We start from the raw sequence: 16,683 nt of genomic DNA, 5'->3' as shown, positions 1-16,683 counted from the left end.
CGAGCTTCGTACTGCTCACGCTTCCACAGACTGCCGCAGAATGTGAAGTGCGGCACTCGCCAGGGTGCGTCGGTCAGCGCCGTACGTACGTGACAGTCATGTGTTCAGTCTCCGGACTCGCTCGCCTTCCGGAAGCCACTGACGGCCAGCGGCAGGAATACCGCGCCTAGCAGCACGATCCAGCCTGTGGTTATCAGTAGCGGGGCCAGCACCGGACCGCCCTCGCTCAACGCCCGCATGGCGAGGATGGTCGGAGACATCGGCTGGAATTCGATCAGCGGTCGAACCCACGACGGCAGAACTTTGACCGGTACCACGGATGAGTTACCGAACGCCAGACCCATGACGCCGGTAGCAAACCAGGTGAGCATGGTGCGATTGCCCGAATGAACCGCGACTGTGATGACCACCGTCGCAAACACCACGATCCACAACACCGGAATCAGGACGAACAGCGCCGCCCCGATCAACCTGCTGTCGAAACGCAGTCCGAACATCGCTCCGACTGTGACGATGAGGAGTGTACCGGCGAAGGTCCGTACCGCCTCCGCCAGCAGGATTCCGCTCAGTGGGCTCATCCTGTGTACCGGCATGACCCAGAACCGACTCAATAGTCCACTATCGCGCTCCACGGGAATGCTCAGTGCCGACGCCAACGAGCCCGACATGGCGCCGGCCAGCGCGCACATCGCGACCACCAGCGCGATGTTGTCGGTGCCCATCACCTTGACCATCGACTTGCTGATCAGCAGGTGGTAAACCACCAGCAGCACCGTTGGGAACAACAACGCCTGAACCGGCACCATCGGGTCGCGGCGCCACCGGGTGATCAGACGGCCGGCGAACACCGCACTCTCGGCGGCCACGGAGGCGGTGCGCGATTCGACCGAGTTGGCCACCGCATCCTTCGATGTCGGGTTCATGGAATCCGCCTTTGTCCCCGGATGGCGATCGTGCCGAAGATCACCAGCATGCCCGCGCACCAGGCGAGGCTGATGACCAGATTGACAGGGTCGGTGTTTCCGGTGCTGAATCCCCGCAGCGTTTCGGTTAACTGCGACACGGGCTGATAACGCACGAACGGCTGTAAGGCGCCGGGGAACGATTCAACGGGGGCGAGGCCCGTAGACAGCAGGAGCAAGAGCAGCTGGGGGATCAGCAACAATTGGCTCGATGTCTCGCTTCGGCGCGCTCGGACGCCGAGCGCGTCGGAGCCCAGAGACAGCGCCAGAGTCAAGGCGAGCGCCATCGCGACGAAGGCGAGCGTCGCACTCGCGCCGCCATCCATCCGGAATCCGAACGCGTAGCCCACCGCAATCGTCGCGACCAGCGCCACGCCTCCGCGGATGAGGCAGTAGAGGATTCGCGCCGCGAGTGGAGCCAGCGGGGAGATGGGCAGGGTGCGCAGCCGGTCGCTGAAACCCGAGGAACTCTCCTCTGCGGCCCGGTCGGTGGTTGTGAGTGCGCCGAATAACATGGCTTGCACGATGATCGCGGGCAACATGTACTGCGCGTAGCTCATGCCGCCGGTGTCGATGATGTGGCGCAGTACCAGATTGGCTCCGGCGAACGTTGCGACCGGGGCAATTGCCGCGAAGACGATGTCAAGGTCCCGCGCCGCGCGCGTCACCACCCGCTCGGTCAGCGCGACCACCGCTGTCATAGGACGCTTTCGCGCTCGGTGAGGTGCAGAAAGACCTCGTCGAGTGTCGGTTTACGCAGGCCGATATCGGCGAGCTCGATGCCCTGGGTCGTCATCCGGTTCAGCACCTCGCTGAGCGTTGCCGCGCCTTCAAGAGCCGGGATCGCCACTGAATCAGTGTCCCGGTCGATTTCGATATTCGCGAAACCGGTCAGTGCCTCGGCAACGCGGTCGAGATCATCTGGATCGGATGGGCTGATATGGCAGTACGTGCGCCGCATCCCGCTTTTCAGTTCGTTGGCGGTCCCCTGCGCGATGACCTGACCGGAATCTACGATGACGATCGAATCGCTGAGCACGTCAGCTTCTTCCAGATACTGCGTAGTCAGCAGGACCGTGGTGTTTTGTTCCTTCAGCGAAGAAACCAGGTTCCACACGTCGCGACGGCTGCGCGGGTCCAAGCCCGTGGTGGGTTCGTCGAGGAACAACACCTTCGGCGGAACCACCAGGGACACTGCGATGTCGATGCGTCGGCGCATACCGCCCGAATAGGTCGCGACGGCACGGTCGGCGGCGTATGCCAACTCGAACTGCTCGACTAGTTCGTCGGCCCGGCGACGGGCGGCCCGACGGCCCATTCCGCGTAGACGACAGAAGAGCACGAGGTTCTCGCGACCGGTGAGTGATCCGTCTAGCGCCGCGTCCTGCCCGGTCACGCCGATGTTCGCGCGGACCCGGCCCGGTTCGAGCATCACGTCGTGACCCGCCACGACTGCGGTGCCCGATGTCGGTCGGACCAGAGTGGACAGGATTTTGACCGTGGTGGTCTTGCCCGCGCCGTTGTGGCCGAGCAAAGCGCAGATGGAGCCCGTCGGAACCGAGAAGCTGATGCCCTTCAACGCCGCAAATGTCCCGTATGTCTTGGCGATGCGGTCGAGCTCAATCACGCGTGCACACGTTACAGGGGTGCATCGACGATTGCCGAGTCCACGTAATCGACCACACTTTGCTCGCCCATTCCTGAACTGCTGCGGCTCGGTCTGATCGGTGCTCGAGTCCCGTATGTCGTCTTTCGTCGGCCGGCGGACGGGTGGTCAGTTGTGCGCACCGGCAGGGATCGTTCCCAGGTCCGGTGTGCTGGCGTTCCGACCGTCTTCGGCGGCACCAACAACCGCGTTCAATGAGAGTCTCGTGCTCCATTTCGCGGTCGCGTTCCCGATGTCCGCAATTGACCTTGTTTGAATTGCGTGACAAATCGGCAATGTCGGGTACGGCAGCATCACCGTCGACGGGCGCCTCTTCATCGTCGACGGCACAAGCAGCTGCAGTACGCGTCCATCGGCGCACACTGCGGCCGGCTCAGGCGTCGAGTCGCGCTAGTTCACCCTTGCGGTACAGCTCGGTGCAGGCCTGGCGGCGGATCTTGCCGCTCGTGGTGATCGGGATCGAGCCCCGGCCGACCAGCACCAGGTCGGCGGCATTCACACCGTGCACCTGGGAGATGGCCGAGGTGATGTCGTGCTTGACCTGTGCCAGGTTCTCGCGGACCTCGTCCTCGGTCTCGCCGCGCTTCTTCATCTCGATGACGACGGCGAACTGTTCGACACCGTCCTCCTCGAAACCGACGGCGGCGGTACGGCCACCCGAGACCGCGCTGACGGTGGCCTCGATGTCGTCGGGGTACAGGTTGCGGCCGCGGATGATCAGCAGGTCCTTGATCCGGCCGATGATGAACAGCGAGCCTTCGGAGATGAAGCCGAGGTCGCCGGTACGCAGCCAGTACTCCGACGGGGTGCCCTCGGGAGCGTCCTCGAGTACGCCGCGGAAGGTCTTCTCGGTTTCCTCGGGCTTGTTCCAGTAGCCGGCACACACGTTCTCGCCGTGCGTCCAGATTTCACCGACGGTGCCCTCGGCAGCCTCGCGGCGGGTCTCCGGGTCGACGATGCGAACCAGGGGGGAGGGCGAGAAGCCGTAGCTCACGAGCGGGCTGCCGGACTCGACGCGCTCGACGATGCCGTCGGCAAGCTTCTCGGTGTCGAATTCCACGACCGTCGGCGGCTCGCCGGATTCGCGGGATGCCACGTAGAGGGTCGCCTCGGCCAGGCCGTAGCTCGGGCGGACAGACTTGCCCGGCAGCCCGAACTTGGCGAAGCGCTGGATGTAGCGCTTCACGGTGGTCGGCTGTACGCGCTCGGCGCCGCTGAAGACCGTCAGGACCGTGCTCAGGTCCTTGCCGGCCATGTCCTCGTCGGTGGTCCGCGCGGCGGCCAGGTCGAAGGCGAAGTTCGGCGCGGCGGTGATGACGTTCTTGTGGCTGCCCATCAACTGCATCCAGCGGGCGGGCTTGACCAGGAACGAGATGGGGCTGGTCATCACGGTGTGCCAGCCGCCCAGGATCGGCGTGCACACGCCGAGCAGCAGGCCCATGTCGTGGTACAGCGGCAGCCATGTCACCACGGTGCTGCCGGCCGGCGCGACCTTGCCCCACTCGGAGAAGAAGACCGCGATCATCTGCTCGTAGTTGGCCGAGACGTTGCGGTGCGAGACCATCACGCCGGCGGCGGTGCGGGTCGAGCCGGAGGTGTACTGCAGGTACGCGGTCTCGGGCCGAACTTCGCGGCGGGAGAACGGCTTACGACGCGTCTCCAGGTCCAGTTCGTCGACAGCGAGGACGACGGGGCTGCGGCCGTCGTCGTTCGGCGTCGCGTACTGCGCGACGGCGTCCTTGCTGGCCGCGGTGGTCAGGGCTACGACCGGCTGCGCATCCTTCATGACCGAGATGACGCGCTCGTCGTGGTGGCCCATGATCGGCTGGGTCAGCGGGACGGCGATCATGCCGGCCTCGAGGGCGCCGAGGAAGCCGACGACGTATTCGAGGCACTGCGGGGCGACGATCACCACGCGGTCGCCGATCTCACCGTGCTGGCGCAGTTCGTGCGCCACTGCGACGCTCTGCTGGTACAGCTGAGCCCAGGTGAGGGTCTTGGCCACGCCATCGGGGTCGGTGTCGTAGTCCATGAACGTGAAAGCCACGTCGTTGGGTTGCAGGCTGGCGCGCTCGCGCAGGACGGCCGGCAGAGACGACTCGATCACGGACACTTCCTCCTCGGGGATGTTCGGGCAGGGGTGAAGGCCGGGTGTCGTCGAAGGTGGTGAAACACAGTCAAACTGACACCGGGTGCCGGATAGCAGAGTAAGGCATCCTCGCAGATTTTGACGGATCGGGCCTTTTGCTGACGAGTCTCCGACGGTCAGCGCTGGAGGCTCAGTGGGCCGCCTTCGAGAACCACTTGGTCTTGATCAGCCACGAGTGCGCGGACGCCAGCGCGAAGACCCCGCCGCACATGCAGGCGAAGACCCAGACGAACTTGCCGTCTTCGAGGGGCTGCAGCTCGGGCACCAGCGATGTCAGGATGCGGGTGGCGCAGGCCATGATGCCGCTGGCGGTGGCGAACAGATAGATGTTGGCGATGCGCCGCGAGTCGGGGTTCTTGCGCAACACCAGCAGGGCGCGGCCGCCGAACACCAGCAGGTAGGTCAGGGTGCCGCACAGCACCAGCCAGTACGCGGCCAGCCAGCCGTCGGTGGGCATGGTGAACAGGTCGGGGGAGTACTCGCGACCGGCCACGCTCATCGAGAAGAGCGCGAGCAGCACCGGGATGCACAGGGTCGCGGGCCGCTCGATGTACTGCGTGAACATCTTCTGCATGGCGGCGTCGTCGGCCAGGCGGCCGATGGCGTTGTAGACGATGGCCGAGGCGGCCACGATGTAGCAGTCATGTCCGAGGTAGGCGGGCAGGTTCCACACACCGGTTGCCGAGTGGATGGCGCGGCCCAGGGTGTCGGCGGCCATCGGGGACATCAGGGCGACGGCGGCGGCCTGCAGCGCGATGTTGAGGGTCGCTGCCACTTCCCAGCGGCACGACCAGGTGACGCGACGAATCCACAAACTCCACGCCATACAGGCGAGAGTGATGGTTATGAGCAATGTGAGAGCCATGGTTGGAGCCTTTGCCAGCGCCTGCGAACGCTCAGATTCTACTGGTCATAGCGGCGGCGCATCAGCACGTCGCGTCATCTCCGACAACTTTGTGGCGCGTTTGGGGACCGCCGGCGCCGCCGTGGCAACCGCGAGGGGTGCCGATTGGATGTAGTTGATGACCTCGTCGTGGCTCATCAGGCCGAACCGAACCTGCAGGTCGGGATAGCTCAACCGGAAGTGATCGGCCACCAGGCGGAGTTCTTCCGCGTTGGGATAGTCGGCCTCTTTGATTCGCCGGTAGTACGTACTGCTCGACGTTCCGAGCGCACCGTAGATCTCCCTCGCTTCGACGTCGCCGTCGAAGATGTAGTCGAGCAGCGCCTTGAGCTGTCTGCCGTTCTGGTCTGTTCGGGGCACTCTGCCACGATAGACCCTTCCCCCCTTTGGTTGCTAGCAACTGTTTTTGCGACACATAAGCCGTAATTGACATGGGCGTCACAGTTTCGGGAGCTATGTCCCAAATTTGGGAATCGTGTTGTAGTCTGCATCACATGACTCTTGCGTACGCCGGTGAGTTCGACGCCGTTCTCCCTTCTGCTGCTGCGGCGACGATGCATGTCGCCGACTACGAGTTCGGCGGCTTCGACACCGCCGGTACTGCGGTCGACATGCGGCGCCTCGAGGCCCCGCTGTCGCCGGTGATCACCGCCGAGCTCGAGGGCGCGGTCGAATACCTGGGAGTCGATGCCGAGGTGCTGCTGATCGCCGCCCTCGGCCGCGCGATCGAGCGGGTCATCGGGCCCGGCCGAGCCGCGGTCGACGTGGCCGCAGCGAAGGAACGCTCCGGCGGCGGCCTGGCCGTGATCCGGCGGCTCGAGGTGGAGGCGGCCTCCGCATCGGACGTCGACGCCACCGCGATGGTGCAGGCGGTCCGCGGCGCCCTGGCGGCCGCCGCGGCCGACCCGAACGACGTTGCCGACGTGTTGTTCAGTTACGGCATGTCCGCCATCGACGGCGAGCACCCGGGCCCGGCCCACACGCTCGAGGTCCGCGCGTTCCACGCCGACGACGCCTTGCACGTCGACTGGTGGTACGCCCGGCACCAGTTCGAGCCCTACACCGTGGAAGAACTCGCCGAGCAGTTCTCTTACGCCGTCATCGAGCTCGCCTCGGAGGCCCTGCCGGTCGCGGAGTAGTCCGGCGTGCTCCGCGGCGGCCCGCGCCCGTTAGAATCGCTGCATTCGCATCGATCCGGCCATCACCGGGGAGCATTCGGAAGAACGGCCGGGGCCATCAACGCCGCGGCTCAGTAGAACCGAACGGGTGGGCCCGTCATCGCCTGCAGTTGAGCGGCGCACGTGTGCGACCTTCCGGGGTCGGCGGTGCGCAAGCGGGGTGGTACCGCGGCACTCGCGTCCAGACGCGAGATCGTCGTCCCCGTGCCTGGAACTGAGCACCGTTTGGTGCTGACGGCACTGGAGACCAGACGTGAGCGCGTACCCCAAGACCGCCAGTGGCACACCGAATTTCCCCGACCTCGAGACCGAGGTTCTGGAGTTCTGGGCCCGTGACGACACCTTCCGTGCCAGCATCGCGCGCCGCGACGGCGCCCCCGAATACGTCTTCTACGACGGTCCGCCGTTCGCCAACGGGCTGCCGCACTACGGCCACCTGCTGACCGGTTACGTCAAGGACATCGTTCCGCGCTACCGCACCATGCGCGGCTACAAGGTCGAGCGCCGGTTCGGCTGGGACACCCACGGCCTGCCCGCCGAGCTCGAGGTGCAGCGCCAGCTCGGTATCTCCGACAAGGCCCAGATCGAGGCCATGGGTATCGGCGCCTTCAACGACGCGTGCCGGGCCTCGGTCATGAAGTACTCGAACGAGTGGCAGTCCTACGTCACGCGCCAGGCCCGCTGGGTCGACTTCGACAACGACTACAAGACCCTGGACCTGACGTTCATGGAGTCGGTGATCTGGGCGTTCAAGCAGCTGTGGGACAAGGGTCTGGCCTATGAGGGCAACCGCGTGCTGCCGTACTGCTGGAACGACGAGACGCCGCTGTCCAACCACGAGCTGCGGATGGACGACGACGTCTACCAGAGCCGGCAGGACCCGGCGCTGACCGTCGGGTTCGTCGCGACCGACGGCCCGGTGGCCGGCGCCCGCCTGCTGGTCTGGACGACGACGCCGTGGACGTTGCCGTCCAACCAGGCCGTCGCCGTGCACCCCGAGGTCACCTACGTGCAGGTGGTGGGTCCCGACGAGCAGAACTACGTGCTGGCCGAGCCGCGGCTGGCGGCCTATGCGCGCGAGTTCGGCGAAGAGCCGGTGGTCGTCGGCAGCTACCTCGGCGCCGAGCTGCTGGGCACGCAGTACCTGCCGCCGTTCGCGTTCTTCGTCGACAGCGACAAGGCGCACAACGCCTTTCAGGTCTTGCAGGGCGATTTCGTCACCACCGAGGACGGCACCGGCATCGTCCACATGGCGCCGGCCTACGGCGAGGACGACAAGGCCACCTGTGACGCCGCCGGGATCGTCGCCGTCACGCCGGTGGATTCCACGGGCCGGTTCGACTCGACGGTGCCCGACTACCAGGGGCAGCAGGTCTTCGAGGCCAACCCGCAGATCATCAAGGACCTCAAGAACGGCACCGGCCCGGCGGCGGTCAACGCTCCGGTCCTGCTGCGGCACGAGACCTACGAGCACTCCTACCCGCACTGCTGGCGGTGCCGTAACCCGCTGATCTACCGCGCGGTGTCGTCGTGGTTCGTCAAGGTCACCGAGTTCCGCGACCGGATGGTCGAGCTGAACCAGCAGATCACCTGGTACCCCGAGCACGTCAAGGACGGCCAGTTCGGCAAGTGGCTGTCCAATGCGCGCGACTGGTCGATCTCGCGAAACCGCTACTGGGGCAGCCCGATTCCGGTGTGGAAGTCGGACGACCCGGCCTACCCGCGCATCGACGTCTACGGCAGCCTCGACGAGCTGGAACGCGACTTCGGCGTCCGCCCCGACAACCTGCACCGGCCCTACATCGACGAGCTGACCCGGCCCAACCCCGACGATCCGACCGGCAAGTCGACCATGCGCCGCATCGAGGACGTGTTCGACGTCTGGTTCGACTCGGGTTCGATGCCCTATGCGCAGGTGCACTACCCGTTCGAGAACGCCGACTGGTTCGACGGCAGTGCGGATGAATCGGCCCATTTCCCGGGCGATTTCATCGTCGAGTACATCGGCCAGACGCGCGGCTGGTTCTACACCATGCACGTGCTGGCGACCGCGCTGTTCGACCGCCCGGCCTTCAAAACCTGTGTGGCGCACGGCATCGTGCTGGGCAACGACGGCCAGAAGATGAGCAAGTCGCTGCGCAACTACCCGGACGTGTCCGAGGTGTTCGACCGCGACGGTTCGGACGCCATGCGCTGGTTCCTGATGGCCTCGCCGATCCTGCGGGGCGGCAACCTGATCGTCACCGAACAGGGCATCCGTGACGGCGTCCGGCAGGTGCTGCTGCCGGTCTGGAACGCGTACTCCTTCCTGGCGCTGTACGCGCCGAAGAAGGGCACGTGGCGCACGGATTCGACGCACGTGCTGGACCGGTACATCCTGGCCAAGCTCGCCGACCTGCGGGACACCCTGACCGACTCGCTCGACGCGTGCGACATCTCGGGCGCCTGCGAGCAGCTGCGCCAGTTCGCCGAGGCGCTCACCAATTGGTATGTGCGCCGGTCCCGTTCGCGGTTCTGGGAAGAGGACGCCGACGCCATCGACACGCTGCACACCGTGCTCGAGGTGACCTGCCGCCTGGCCGCACCGCTGCTGCCGCTGGCCACCGAGAAGATGTGGCAGGGGCTGACCGACGAGCGTTCCGTCCACCTGACGGACTGGCCCGAAGTGGGTGTGGTCCCGGCCGACCCCGAGCTGGTCGCGGCGATGGACCGCGTGCGCGAGGTGTGCTCGGCGGGTTCGTCGCTGCGCAAGGCCAAGAAGCTGCGCGTGCGGCTGCCATTGCCGAAATTGACTGTGGCCTTGGAAAAGTCGGTCAATCCGGCCGTTCTTGCCCCCTTCGAGGATCTCATCGCCGACGAACTCAACGTCAAGGCCGTCGAACTGTCCGACGACATCGACGCCTACGGCAAATTCGAGTTGACGGTCAACGCGCGCGTCGCGGGTCCGCGCATCGGCAAGGACGTGCAGGCCGCGATCAAGGCGGTCAAGGCGGGGGAGGGTGTCGTCAATCCCGACGGCACGCTGACCGCCGGCCCTGCCATGCTGCTGCCGGCGGAGTACAGCTCGAAACTCGTTGCGGCAGAACCGGAATTCACCGCGGCGCTGCCCGGCGGTGCGGGTCTGGTGGTGCTCGACGCCACCGTCACTCCCGAGCTGGAAGCCGAGGGCTGGGCGAAGGACCGGATCCGTGAACTGCAGGACCTGCGCAAGGCCACGGGCCTCGACGTGTCCGACCGGATCACCGTGACGTTCGCGGTGCCGGCCGACAAGCAGCAGTGGGCGACCACCCACGCCGACCTGATCGCCGGCGAGATCCTGGCCACCGGTTTCACCGTGGTGGATGCGGGCGAGCTGGCCGACGGCGCTGACGTGGGTGACGGCGTCCGGGCCGCGATCGCGAAGGCCTGACGGCCTCGGCGCGGGTCAGCCGCTGACCCGCGCCGACTGCCCCTCGAAGGTCACGGTATCGCCGGGCCGCAGCTGCCGTCCGCGTCGTGTCTCGACCTCGCCGTTGACGCGCACCATGCCGTCGCCGATGACCGCCTTGGCGTCGGCGCCACTGTCGATGAGGTTGGCCAGTTTGAGGAACTGCCCCAGCCGGATCGATTCGTCACGGATCGGCACGTCGTTCATGCCGAGAAGGGTAGCCACCTAGCATTGGCCACTGTGGATCGATGGGTCATACATCTCGACATGGACGCCTTTTTCGCGTCGGTCGAGCAGTTGACCCGGCCCACCCTGCAGGACCGTCCGGTTCTGGTCGGTGGTCTCGGTGGTCGTGGCGTGGTGGCGGGTGCGAGCTATCAGGCCCGCAAGTTCGGTGCCCGCTCGGCGATGCCGATGCATCAAGCGCGGCGGATGGTCGGCCCAGGTGCCGTCGTGCTGCCGCCGCGCGGTGCGGTGTACTCGGTGGCCAGCCGGCGAGCGTTGGATGCGGTGCGCGCCATGGTGCCGGTGCTCGAGCAACTGTCGTTCGACGAGGCTTTCGGTGAGCCGGGCGAGCTGGTCGGCGCCGACCAGGACACGGCCCGGCAATTCTGCGAGGACCTTCGTGCCTTGGTGCGCGCAGAGACGGGGTTGGTGGCCTCGGTTGGTGCGGGATCGGGCAAACAGGTCGCCAAGATCGCGTCGGGCCTGGCCAAGCCCGACGGCGTCCGGATCGTCAGTGGCGACGAGCAGGGCTCGCTGTTGGCAGCGCTACCGGTCCGCAAGCTGTGGGGAATCGGGCCGGTCGCCGAGGAGAAGCTGCACCGGCTGGGCATCGAGACCGTGGGCGCGCTGGCGGCGCTCGCCGATGCCGAGGCCGCCGACGTCCTCGGCGGCACCGTCGGCCCGGCATTGCACCGGCTGGCCCGCGGCATCGATGACCGGCCGGTGGTCGAGCGCGCCGAAGCCAAACAGATCAGCGCCGAGTCCACGTTCCAGGTCGACCTGACGACCCTTGACCAATTGCGCGAGAGGATCGGCCCCATCGCCGAGCACGCGCACCGTCGGCTGCAGCGCGACGGGCGCGGGGCCCGCACGGTGACGGTGAAGCTGAAGAAGTCAGACATGAGTACGCTGACCCGCTCGGCCACGCTGCCGTACGCGACGACCGACCCGTCGACCTTGGCGGCGACGGCCCGCCGGCTGCTGCTCGATCCCGTCGAGATCGGACCGATTCGCCTTGTGGGCGTTGGATTTTCGGGCCTGACCGACGCCCGGCAGGAGTCCCTGTTCCCGGAGCTGGAGATGGCGGACGATGCCGAGGTCGCGACCTCGGCAGGTGCGGCCGGCCCGCTGAGCGCCACGCCGGCCGAATCCCCTTGGCGCGTCGGCGATGACGTGCGGCATCCGGACCACGGCCACGGGTGGGTGCAGGGCGCCGGGCATGGCGTCATGACGGTGCGATTCGAGACCCGGGCCAGCGGTCCCGGGGTGGCCCGAACCGTCGCGGCCGACGATCCGAAGATCACCCGTGCCGACCCTGTCGACAGCCTGGACTGGCAGGACTATCTGGCGCAGCTGCCGACCGACGACGGCGCGAGCTAAACCCACTCAGCGAACAGGTCGGCGACCGGCATGTCCGCGGCGAGCGCCGCCATGAGCAACACCCGGGCCTGGGCGGCGCGCAAGCCGCCCGCCGAGACCGCCCCGGCGTCCAGCAACGCCCGCCCAGGACCGTAGCCCGAAGTGACGCGCGCGCCGGGCACCCGTGTCGCAATCGCCACCGCAACACCGGCGGCGCACAGCCGCTGCACCCCGGCGAGCACCTTGGACCCGGCGTTGCCCGAGCCGAGTGACTCGAGCACCAGTCCGCCGGCGCCGGCCGCCGCAAACGCGTCCATGGCCAGCGCGTCGCTGCCGGCATACGCGGCGACGATGTCCACCCGCGGCGTGGACGCCGCCGACAACGCGCCGAGTCGTGGCCGCTGTTTGACCCCGCTGGGGACGAACGAGCCGTCCCTGACCGACCCGACCGCGGTGCCGAGCAAACCGTGCCCGGCCTTGGTGACGCCGAGGGGCTGCCACACCTGGCCCGCCATGCTGACCAGCACCCCGAGATCACGGGCGGACGCACTGGCGGCCACGGTGATCGCGTCCCGCAGGTTTGCCGGGCCGTCGGCATCGGGTGCGTCGCTGCTGCGCATGGCGCCGGTCAGGACCACCGGCACGGCGCCGTCGTACGTGATGTCGAGCCACAACGAGGTTTCTTCCATGGTGTCGGTGCCGTGCGTGATGACGATCCCGTCGGCGTCACCGGCGGCACACACCGCGGCAGCGATCCGGTCCCAGTCGGCCGGGGTGAGTTCGGAGCTGTCGACCGACATGAGGTCGACGGTGTCGACCTGCACCCCGGTGCCCAGGTCGTGGACCAGGTCGGTGGCACTGCGGGTCGGCCGGGCTATTCCGTGTTGGTCGGTGCTGGTGGCGATGGTGCCTCCGGTGGCGATCACAACGACGCGAGTCATGGGCGGAATTGTTCCTCACGGCGTCTTTGGGATGATGGGGGAGTGACTGATGAATCCACGGAGCCGGAGGCGACCTCGGGCACCGGGCCGGAGACGGCTGAAAGCGCCGAATCTCCCGTGACCGCGCCGCCGCAGGGCCAGCCCGTCCCGCGGCGGCTGCGGCTGCTGTTGATGGTCGCAGCACTGGTGCTGGGGCTGGATGTGCTGACCAAGGTCCTGGCGGTGAAGCTTCTGGTGCCAGGTCAGCCGGTCGAGATCATCGGCGACACCATCACCTGGACGCTGGTCCGCAATTCCGGGGCGGCCTTCTCGATGGCGACCGGGTACACCTGGGTGCTGACGCTGATCGCCACCGGCGTGGTGCTGGGCATCATCTGGATGGGGCGGCGCCTGGTCTCGCTGTGGTGGGCCCTCGGGCTGGGGATGATCCTCGGCGGCGCGGTGGGCAACCTGATGGACCGGTTCTTCCGCTCGCCGGGGCCGCTGCGCGGGCACGTGGTCGATTTCCTCTCGGTCGGCTGGTGGCCGGTGTTCAACGTCGCCGACTCCGCGGTGGTGTGTGGCGCGGTGTTGCTGGTCGGCCTGTCGATGTTCGGCATCGACTTCGACACCGAAGGCAAGCAGCCGCAGGCCGATGATCCGGCGGAATCCACTGATACGCAACAGGATTCGTCGGCGTCCCCGGCGCCGGCCGCCGCGGCCGCCGACGAGGCCGAAACCGGCCGATGAGTAGCCGTTCGATGCCGGTCCCCGAAGGACTGGCCGGGATGCGGGTGGACGCGGGCCTGGCTCGCCTTCTCGGGTTGTCGCGGACCGCGGTGGCCACGATCGCCGAAGACGGTGGCGTCGATATCGACGGTGCGCCGGCGGCGAAGTCGGACAAGCTTGTCGCGGGCTCCTGGCTGGAGGTCCGCCTGCCCGAGGCGCCCGCACCGCTGGAGAACACGCCGCAGGACATCGAGGGCATGGCGATCCTCTACTCCGACGATGACATCGTCGCCGTGGACAAGCCGGCCGGGGTGGCGGCACACGCGTCGTTGGGCTGGACCGGCCCGACGGTCCTCGGCGGGCTGGCTGCGGCCGGTTTCCGGATCAGCACCTCGGGCATCCACGAGCGACAGGGCATCGTGCACCGGCTGGACGCCGGCACGTCCGGCGTGATGGTGGTGGCGCTGTCCGAGCGGGCGTACACCGTGCTCAAGCGGGCCTTCAAGCACCGCACCGTGGAGAAGCGCTACCACGCGCTGGTGCAGGGCCATCCGGACCCGTCCAGCGGCACCATCGACGCGCCGATCGGCCGTGCCCGGGGCAACGACTGGAAGTTCGCCGTCACCGAAGGCGGCCGGCACAGCGTCACGCACTACGACACCATCGAGGCGTTCGTGGCGGCCAGCCTGCTGGACGTGCACCTGGAGACCGGCCGTACCCACCAGATCCGGGTGCATTTCTCCGCGCTGCACCACCCGTGTTGCGGCGACCTGACCTACGGCGCCGATCCGACGCTGGCGAAGAAGCTCGGGATCGATCGGCAGTGGCTGCACGCGCGGTCGCTGGGGTTCGCCCATCCGGCCGACGGCAGGTGGGTCGAGATCACCAGTGAGTACCCGGCGGAATTGCAGCACGCTCTGGATGTGTTGCATCGGCAGTGACCACTACCGCGACGGCCACTTCGAACCAGAACCGGGGATTAGTGCTGGGGCTCGGCGCCTACGGCTCGTGGGGTCTGTTTCCCGCGTTCTTCCCGTTGTTGAAGCCGGCGAGTGCCTTCGAGGTGCTGGCCCATCGCATCGTGTGGACGGTGCTGCTGATGTTCGTGGTGCTGGCCGCGGGTCGCCGACTGGGTGATCTGCGCCGCTTGTCGGGCCGCACCTGGGGACTGTTGGTGTGTGCGTCGGCGTTGATCTCGCTGAACTGGGGCATCTACATCTACGCGGTCAACAATGGCCACGTGGTCGACGCGGCACTGGGTTACTTCGTCAACCCGCTGGTGAGTGTGGCGCTGGGCGTGGCGCTGTTCGGCGAGCGGCTGAACCGCGCACAGGCGGCCGCGCTGGCCATCGCCATGGTCGCGGTGGTCGTGCTGGCGGTGCAGGCCGGGGAAGTCCCGGCGATCGGCCTCGGCGTCGCGGTGTCGTTCGGGGTGTACGGCGCGGTCAAGAAGGTGGTGCGCGCCGACCCGCGGGTGAGCGTCGGCGTCGAGGCGGGTGTGGCCGCCCCGTTCGCACTGGCCTATCTTGTCGTCCTCGCGGTTGCCGGGCAGGCGACGGTGCCCGAGCTGGGGGCCGGCCATACGGTCCTGATGATGTTGTGCGGCCCGGTGACCGCAATCCCATTGCTGATGTTCGCCGGTGCGGCACAGCGACTCCCGCTCGTGACGATGGGTCTGTTGCAGTATCTGACACCGGCGTTGCAGATGGCCTGGGGCGTGATTGTCGGCCACGAGCCGATGCCGGTGGGACGGTGGGCCGGCTTTGTCTTGATCTGGGTCGCACTCGCGGTGTTCACCGGCGATGCGATAAGGCGCGGCCGGGCCCCGGTCGCGGACGGTGCGAGCGGCCGGTGAAGACCTGCCGGTACTCGTCGGCTGCGCCGCGTTGTCGGAATGAACAAAGATGAAGTTGTTGACGTGGTCGCGTGAGCGTTTCCACCGACCGACTTTGCGGCATCTGCGAATAGACGCCCGCGTCGGTCCCCACGTCGAGCAAATCCCGGCGCGAATCATTGAGTACCGCAAGGAGTTTCAGCTCGGACTCACCATTGGGCACCTTCTGGTTGACCAGTTGGCGGGCGCGGATGGCCGCTGCTGACGACATGTTGGATATTCGATGCTTTCGTGCTGGGGTGGTTCGTGGCGCTCGGCGAGGGCCCCATCGAGACCCCGATTCGGTTGCCGGATCTCTACGTCGGCGACAAATTTTCGGGCAAATGAATTGCGGTGCTCGTCGCCATCGCGGAACGCGCCGCCGATCGACCGCCGGGCATGACGCCGTCTGTGGTGGTCACCGGACCGAATGGACCCTGCCCAGGGTTCTCGCGAGGCAAGTCGACCGGCCGTTGTCGAGGTTGCGGTTGACCACGTATCAGCTATGTCTTAGAGTTTGCTGAATTCGTAAATATCCCTTTCTGTGCGAGGACGTGGCATGGTGCATCTCGATGTTCTCCCAGTGAAGGCGACACGCCGCCGGGGTCGCCCGGCGGGCACCGATTCGGCGCAGACGCGGGCGCGCATCCTGGACGCCGCGCGCGAGGCGATCGCAGTCCGTGGCTACCACGCCACCACCATCCAGGCGATCGCCGAGATCGCCGAGTTGAGTCGTCCCACGCTGCATTACCACTTCCAGACGCGCGAGGACATCTACCACTGCCTGCTGAACGAGATCGCCACGACGATCGACCTCTGCATCGCCCGTGCCGGAGCGGAATCCACTCTTCCAGCACAGATTTCGGTACTCGTCACCGAATTCCGCAACGCTGGTGTCCATGAACCGGGCAGTGTGGCGCTGCTGGTCAGCTCCTATCTGGAGGCCGACCGGTTGCCGGCCCCGCGCAGGGACGCGAAGGCGGCCGTCCGCAAATTCATGGACCAGGCCGTGCGCGACGCCGTGGCGCGCGGTGAGTTGCCTGCCGAGACGGCTGTGGCCCCTGTGGCGGACCTGCTCTACACCATGGTGTGGGGGCTCGGCTTCTATGCCGGGCTCGTGGCCGACCGGGATCGCGTCGAAGCGGTAACTAAGCAACTGCAACAGGTGTTGCACAAGGGGTTGCTGGTGGGTCCCGTGGCAACAGCGGCCGCGCCCACGTCGTAGTCCCGCCGACGACACAGCGCCCGACACGCCGAGAGGTGTCGGTGGCCCGTTTTAGACTGGCAGCTC

15 protein-coding genes are annotated in these 16,683 nt (G+C 67.0%); 7 read left to right on the top strand and 8 right to left on the bottom strand.

Annotated elements, in window-relative coordinates:
* Positions 1-104: 104 nt before the first annotated feature.
* From G6N46_RS28570 to G6N46_RS04315, 6 genes are all read right to left on the bottom strand, one after another.
* Positions 105-923, bottom strand: coding sequence for an ABC transporter permease (locus G6N46_RS28570; RefSeq protein ID WP_234880647.1), 819 nt, complete (start codon positions 921-923; stop codon positions 105-107).
* Complete coding sequence (locus G6N46_RS28565) at positions 920-1,663, bottom strand: ABC transporter permease (protein WP_234880648.1); 744 nt, start codon at positions 1,661-1,663, stop codon at positions 920-922. The genes G6N46_RS28570 and G6N46_RS28565 overlap by 4 nt, the downstream gene beginning before the upstream one ends.
* Complete coding sequence (locus G6N46_RS04330) at positions 1,660-2,589, bottom strand: efflux ABC transporter ATPase subunit, DrrA-related (RefSeq protein ID WP_138249236.1); 930 nt, start codon at positions 2,587-2,589, stop codon at positions 1,660-1,662. The genes G6N46_RS28565 and G6N46_RS04330 overlap by 4 nt, the downstream gene beginning before the upstream one ends.
* A gap of 412 nt (positions 2,590-3,001) precedes the next feature.
* Positions 3,002-4,741, bottom strand: a complete 1,740-nt coding sequence (locus G6N46_RS04325) for an AMP-binding protein (protein WP_073696517.1) — start codon at positions 4,739-4,741, stop codon at positions 3,002-3,004.
* 166 nt (positions 4,742-4,907) lie between these two features.
* The gene (locus G6N46_RS04320; protein WP_043396370.1) at positions 4,908-5,642 is read right to left on the bottom strand and encodes a hypothetical protein; all 735 of its coding nucleotides are present in this window, start codon (positions 5,640-5,642) and stop codon (positions 4,908-4,910) included.
* A gap of 45 nt (positions 5,643-5,687) precedes the next feature.
* Positions 5,688-6,041 carry a hypothetical protein gene (locus tag G6N46_RS04315; RefSeq protein ID WP_020100525.1) on the bottom strand — a complete coding sequence of 118 codons (354 nt, stop codon included), beginning with the start codon at positions 6,039-6,041 and terminating at the stop codon, positions 5,688-5,690.
* A 134-nt stretch (positions 6,042-6,175) separates the two neighbouring features.
* Between G6N46_RS04315 and G6N46_RS04310 the strand changes: the two genes are divergently transcribed.
* A complete protein-coding gene (locus G6N46_RS04310; protein WP_138249237.1) occupies positions 6,176-6,820 on the top strand; it encodes a hypothetical protein in 645 nt (214 codons plus the stop codon).
* Positions 6,821-7,112: 292 nt separating this feature from the next.
* Positions 7,113-10,268, top strand: coding sequence for an isoleucine--tRNA ligase (gene ileS, locus G6N46_RS04305; protein ID WP_138249238.1), 3,156 nt, complete (start codon positions 7,113-7,115; stop codon positions 10,266-10,268).
* Between the two features lie 15 nt (positions 10,269-10,283).
* Here ileS and G6N46_RS04300 read toward each other — a convergent pair whose 3' ends face one another.
* Positions 10,284-10,493, bottom strand: a complete 210-nt coding sequence (locus G6N46_RS04300) for an RNA-binding S4 domain-containing protein (RefSeq protein ID WP_138249239.1) — start codon at positions 10,491-10,493, stop codon at positions 10,284-10,286.
* A gap of 60 nt (positions 10,494-10,553) precedes the next feature.
* Here G6N46_RS04300 and G6N46_RS04295 point away from each other — a divergent pair, with 60 nt between their 5' ends.
* Complete coding sequence (locus G6N46_RS04295) at positions 10,554-11,891, top strand: DNA polymerase IV (protein WP_234880649.1); 1,338 nt, start codon at positions 10,554-10,556, stop codon at positions 11,889-11,891.
* On the opposite strand, the gene G6N46_RS04290 is transcribed toward G6N46_RS04295, so the two are convergent.
* Positions 11,888-12,811 carry an asparaginase gene (locus G6N46_RS04290; protein WP_138249241.1) on the bottom strand — a complete coding sequence of 308 codons (924 nt, stop codon included), beginning with the start codon at positions 12,809-12,811 and terminating at the stop codon, positions 11,888-11,890. The genes G6N46_RS04295 and G6N46_RS04290 overlap by 4 nt on opposite strands.
* 42 nt (positions 12,812-12,853) lie before the next feature.
* Here G6N46_RS04290 and lspA point away from each other — a divergent pair, with 42 nt between their 5' ends.
* The 4 genes from lspA (at position 12,854) to G6N46_RS04270 (ending at position 16,617) form a co-directional block, all read left to right on the top strand.
* Positions 12,854-13,540, top strand: coding sequence for a signal peptidase II (gene lspA / locus G6N46_RS04285; protein WP_138249242.1), 687 nt, complete (start codon positions 12,854-12,856; stop codon positions 13,538-13,540).
* A complete protein-coding gene (locus tag G6N46_RS04280) occupies positions 13,537-14,460 on the top strand; it encodes an RluA family pseudouridine synthase (protein WP_138249243.1) in 924 nt (307 codons plus the stop codon). The genes lspA and G6N46_RS04280 overlap by 4 nt, the downstream gene beginning before the upstream one ends.
* The gene (gene rarD, locus G6N46_RS04275) at positions 14,457-15,374 is read left to right on the top strand and encodes an EamA family transporter RarD (RefSeq protein WP_138249244.1); all 918 of its coding nucleotides are present in this window, start codon (positions 14,457-14,459) and stop codon (positions 15,372-15,374) included. Before G6N46_RS04280 ends, rarD begins: the two co-directional genes overlap by 4 nt.
* A gap of 577 nt (positions 15,375-15,951) precedes the next feature.
* The gene (locus tag G6N46_RS04270; protein ID WP_138249245.1) at positions 15,952-16,617 is read left to right on the top strand and encodes a TetR/AcrR family transcriptional regulator; all 666 of its coding nucleotides are present in this window, start codon (positions 15,952-15,954) and stop codon (positions 16,615-16,617) included.
* Positions 16,618-16,683 lie beyond the last annotated feature (66 nt).

The organism is Mycolicibacterium phocaicum (genome assembly GCF_010731115.1).
Taxonomy (GTDB): Bacteria; Actinomycetota; Actinomycetes; order Mycobacteriales; family Mycobacteriaceae; genus Mycobacterium; species Mycobacterium phocaicum.
The sequence above is the reverse complement of the archived record's forward strand: the minus strand, read 5'-3'. Positions and strand labels throughout refer to the sequence as shown.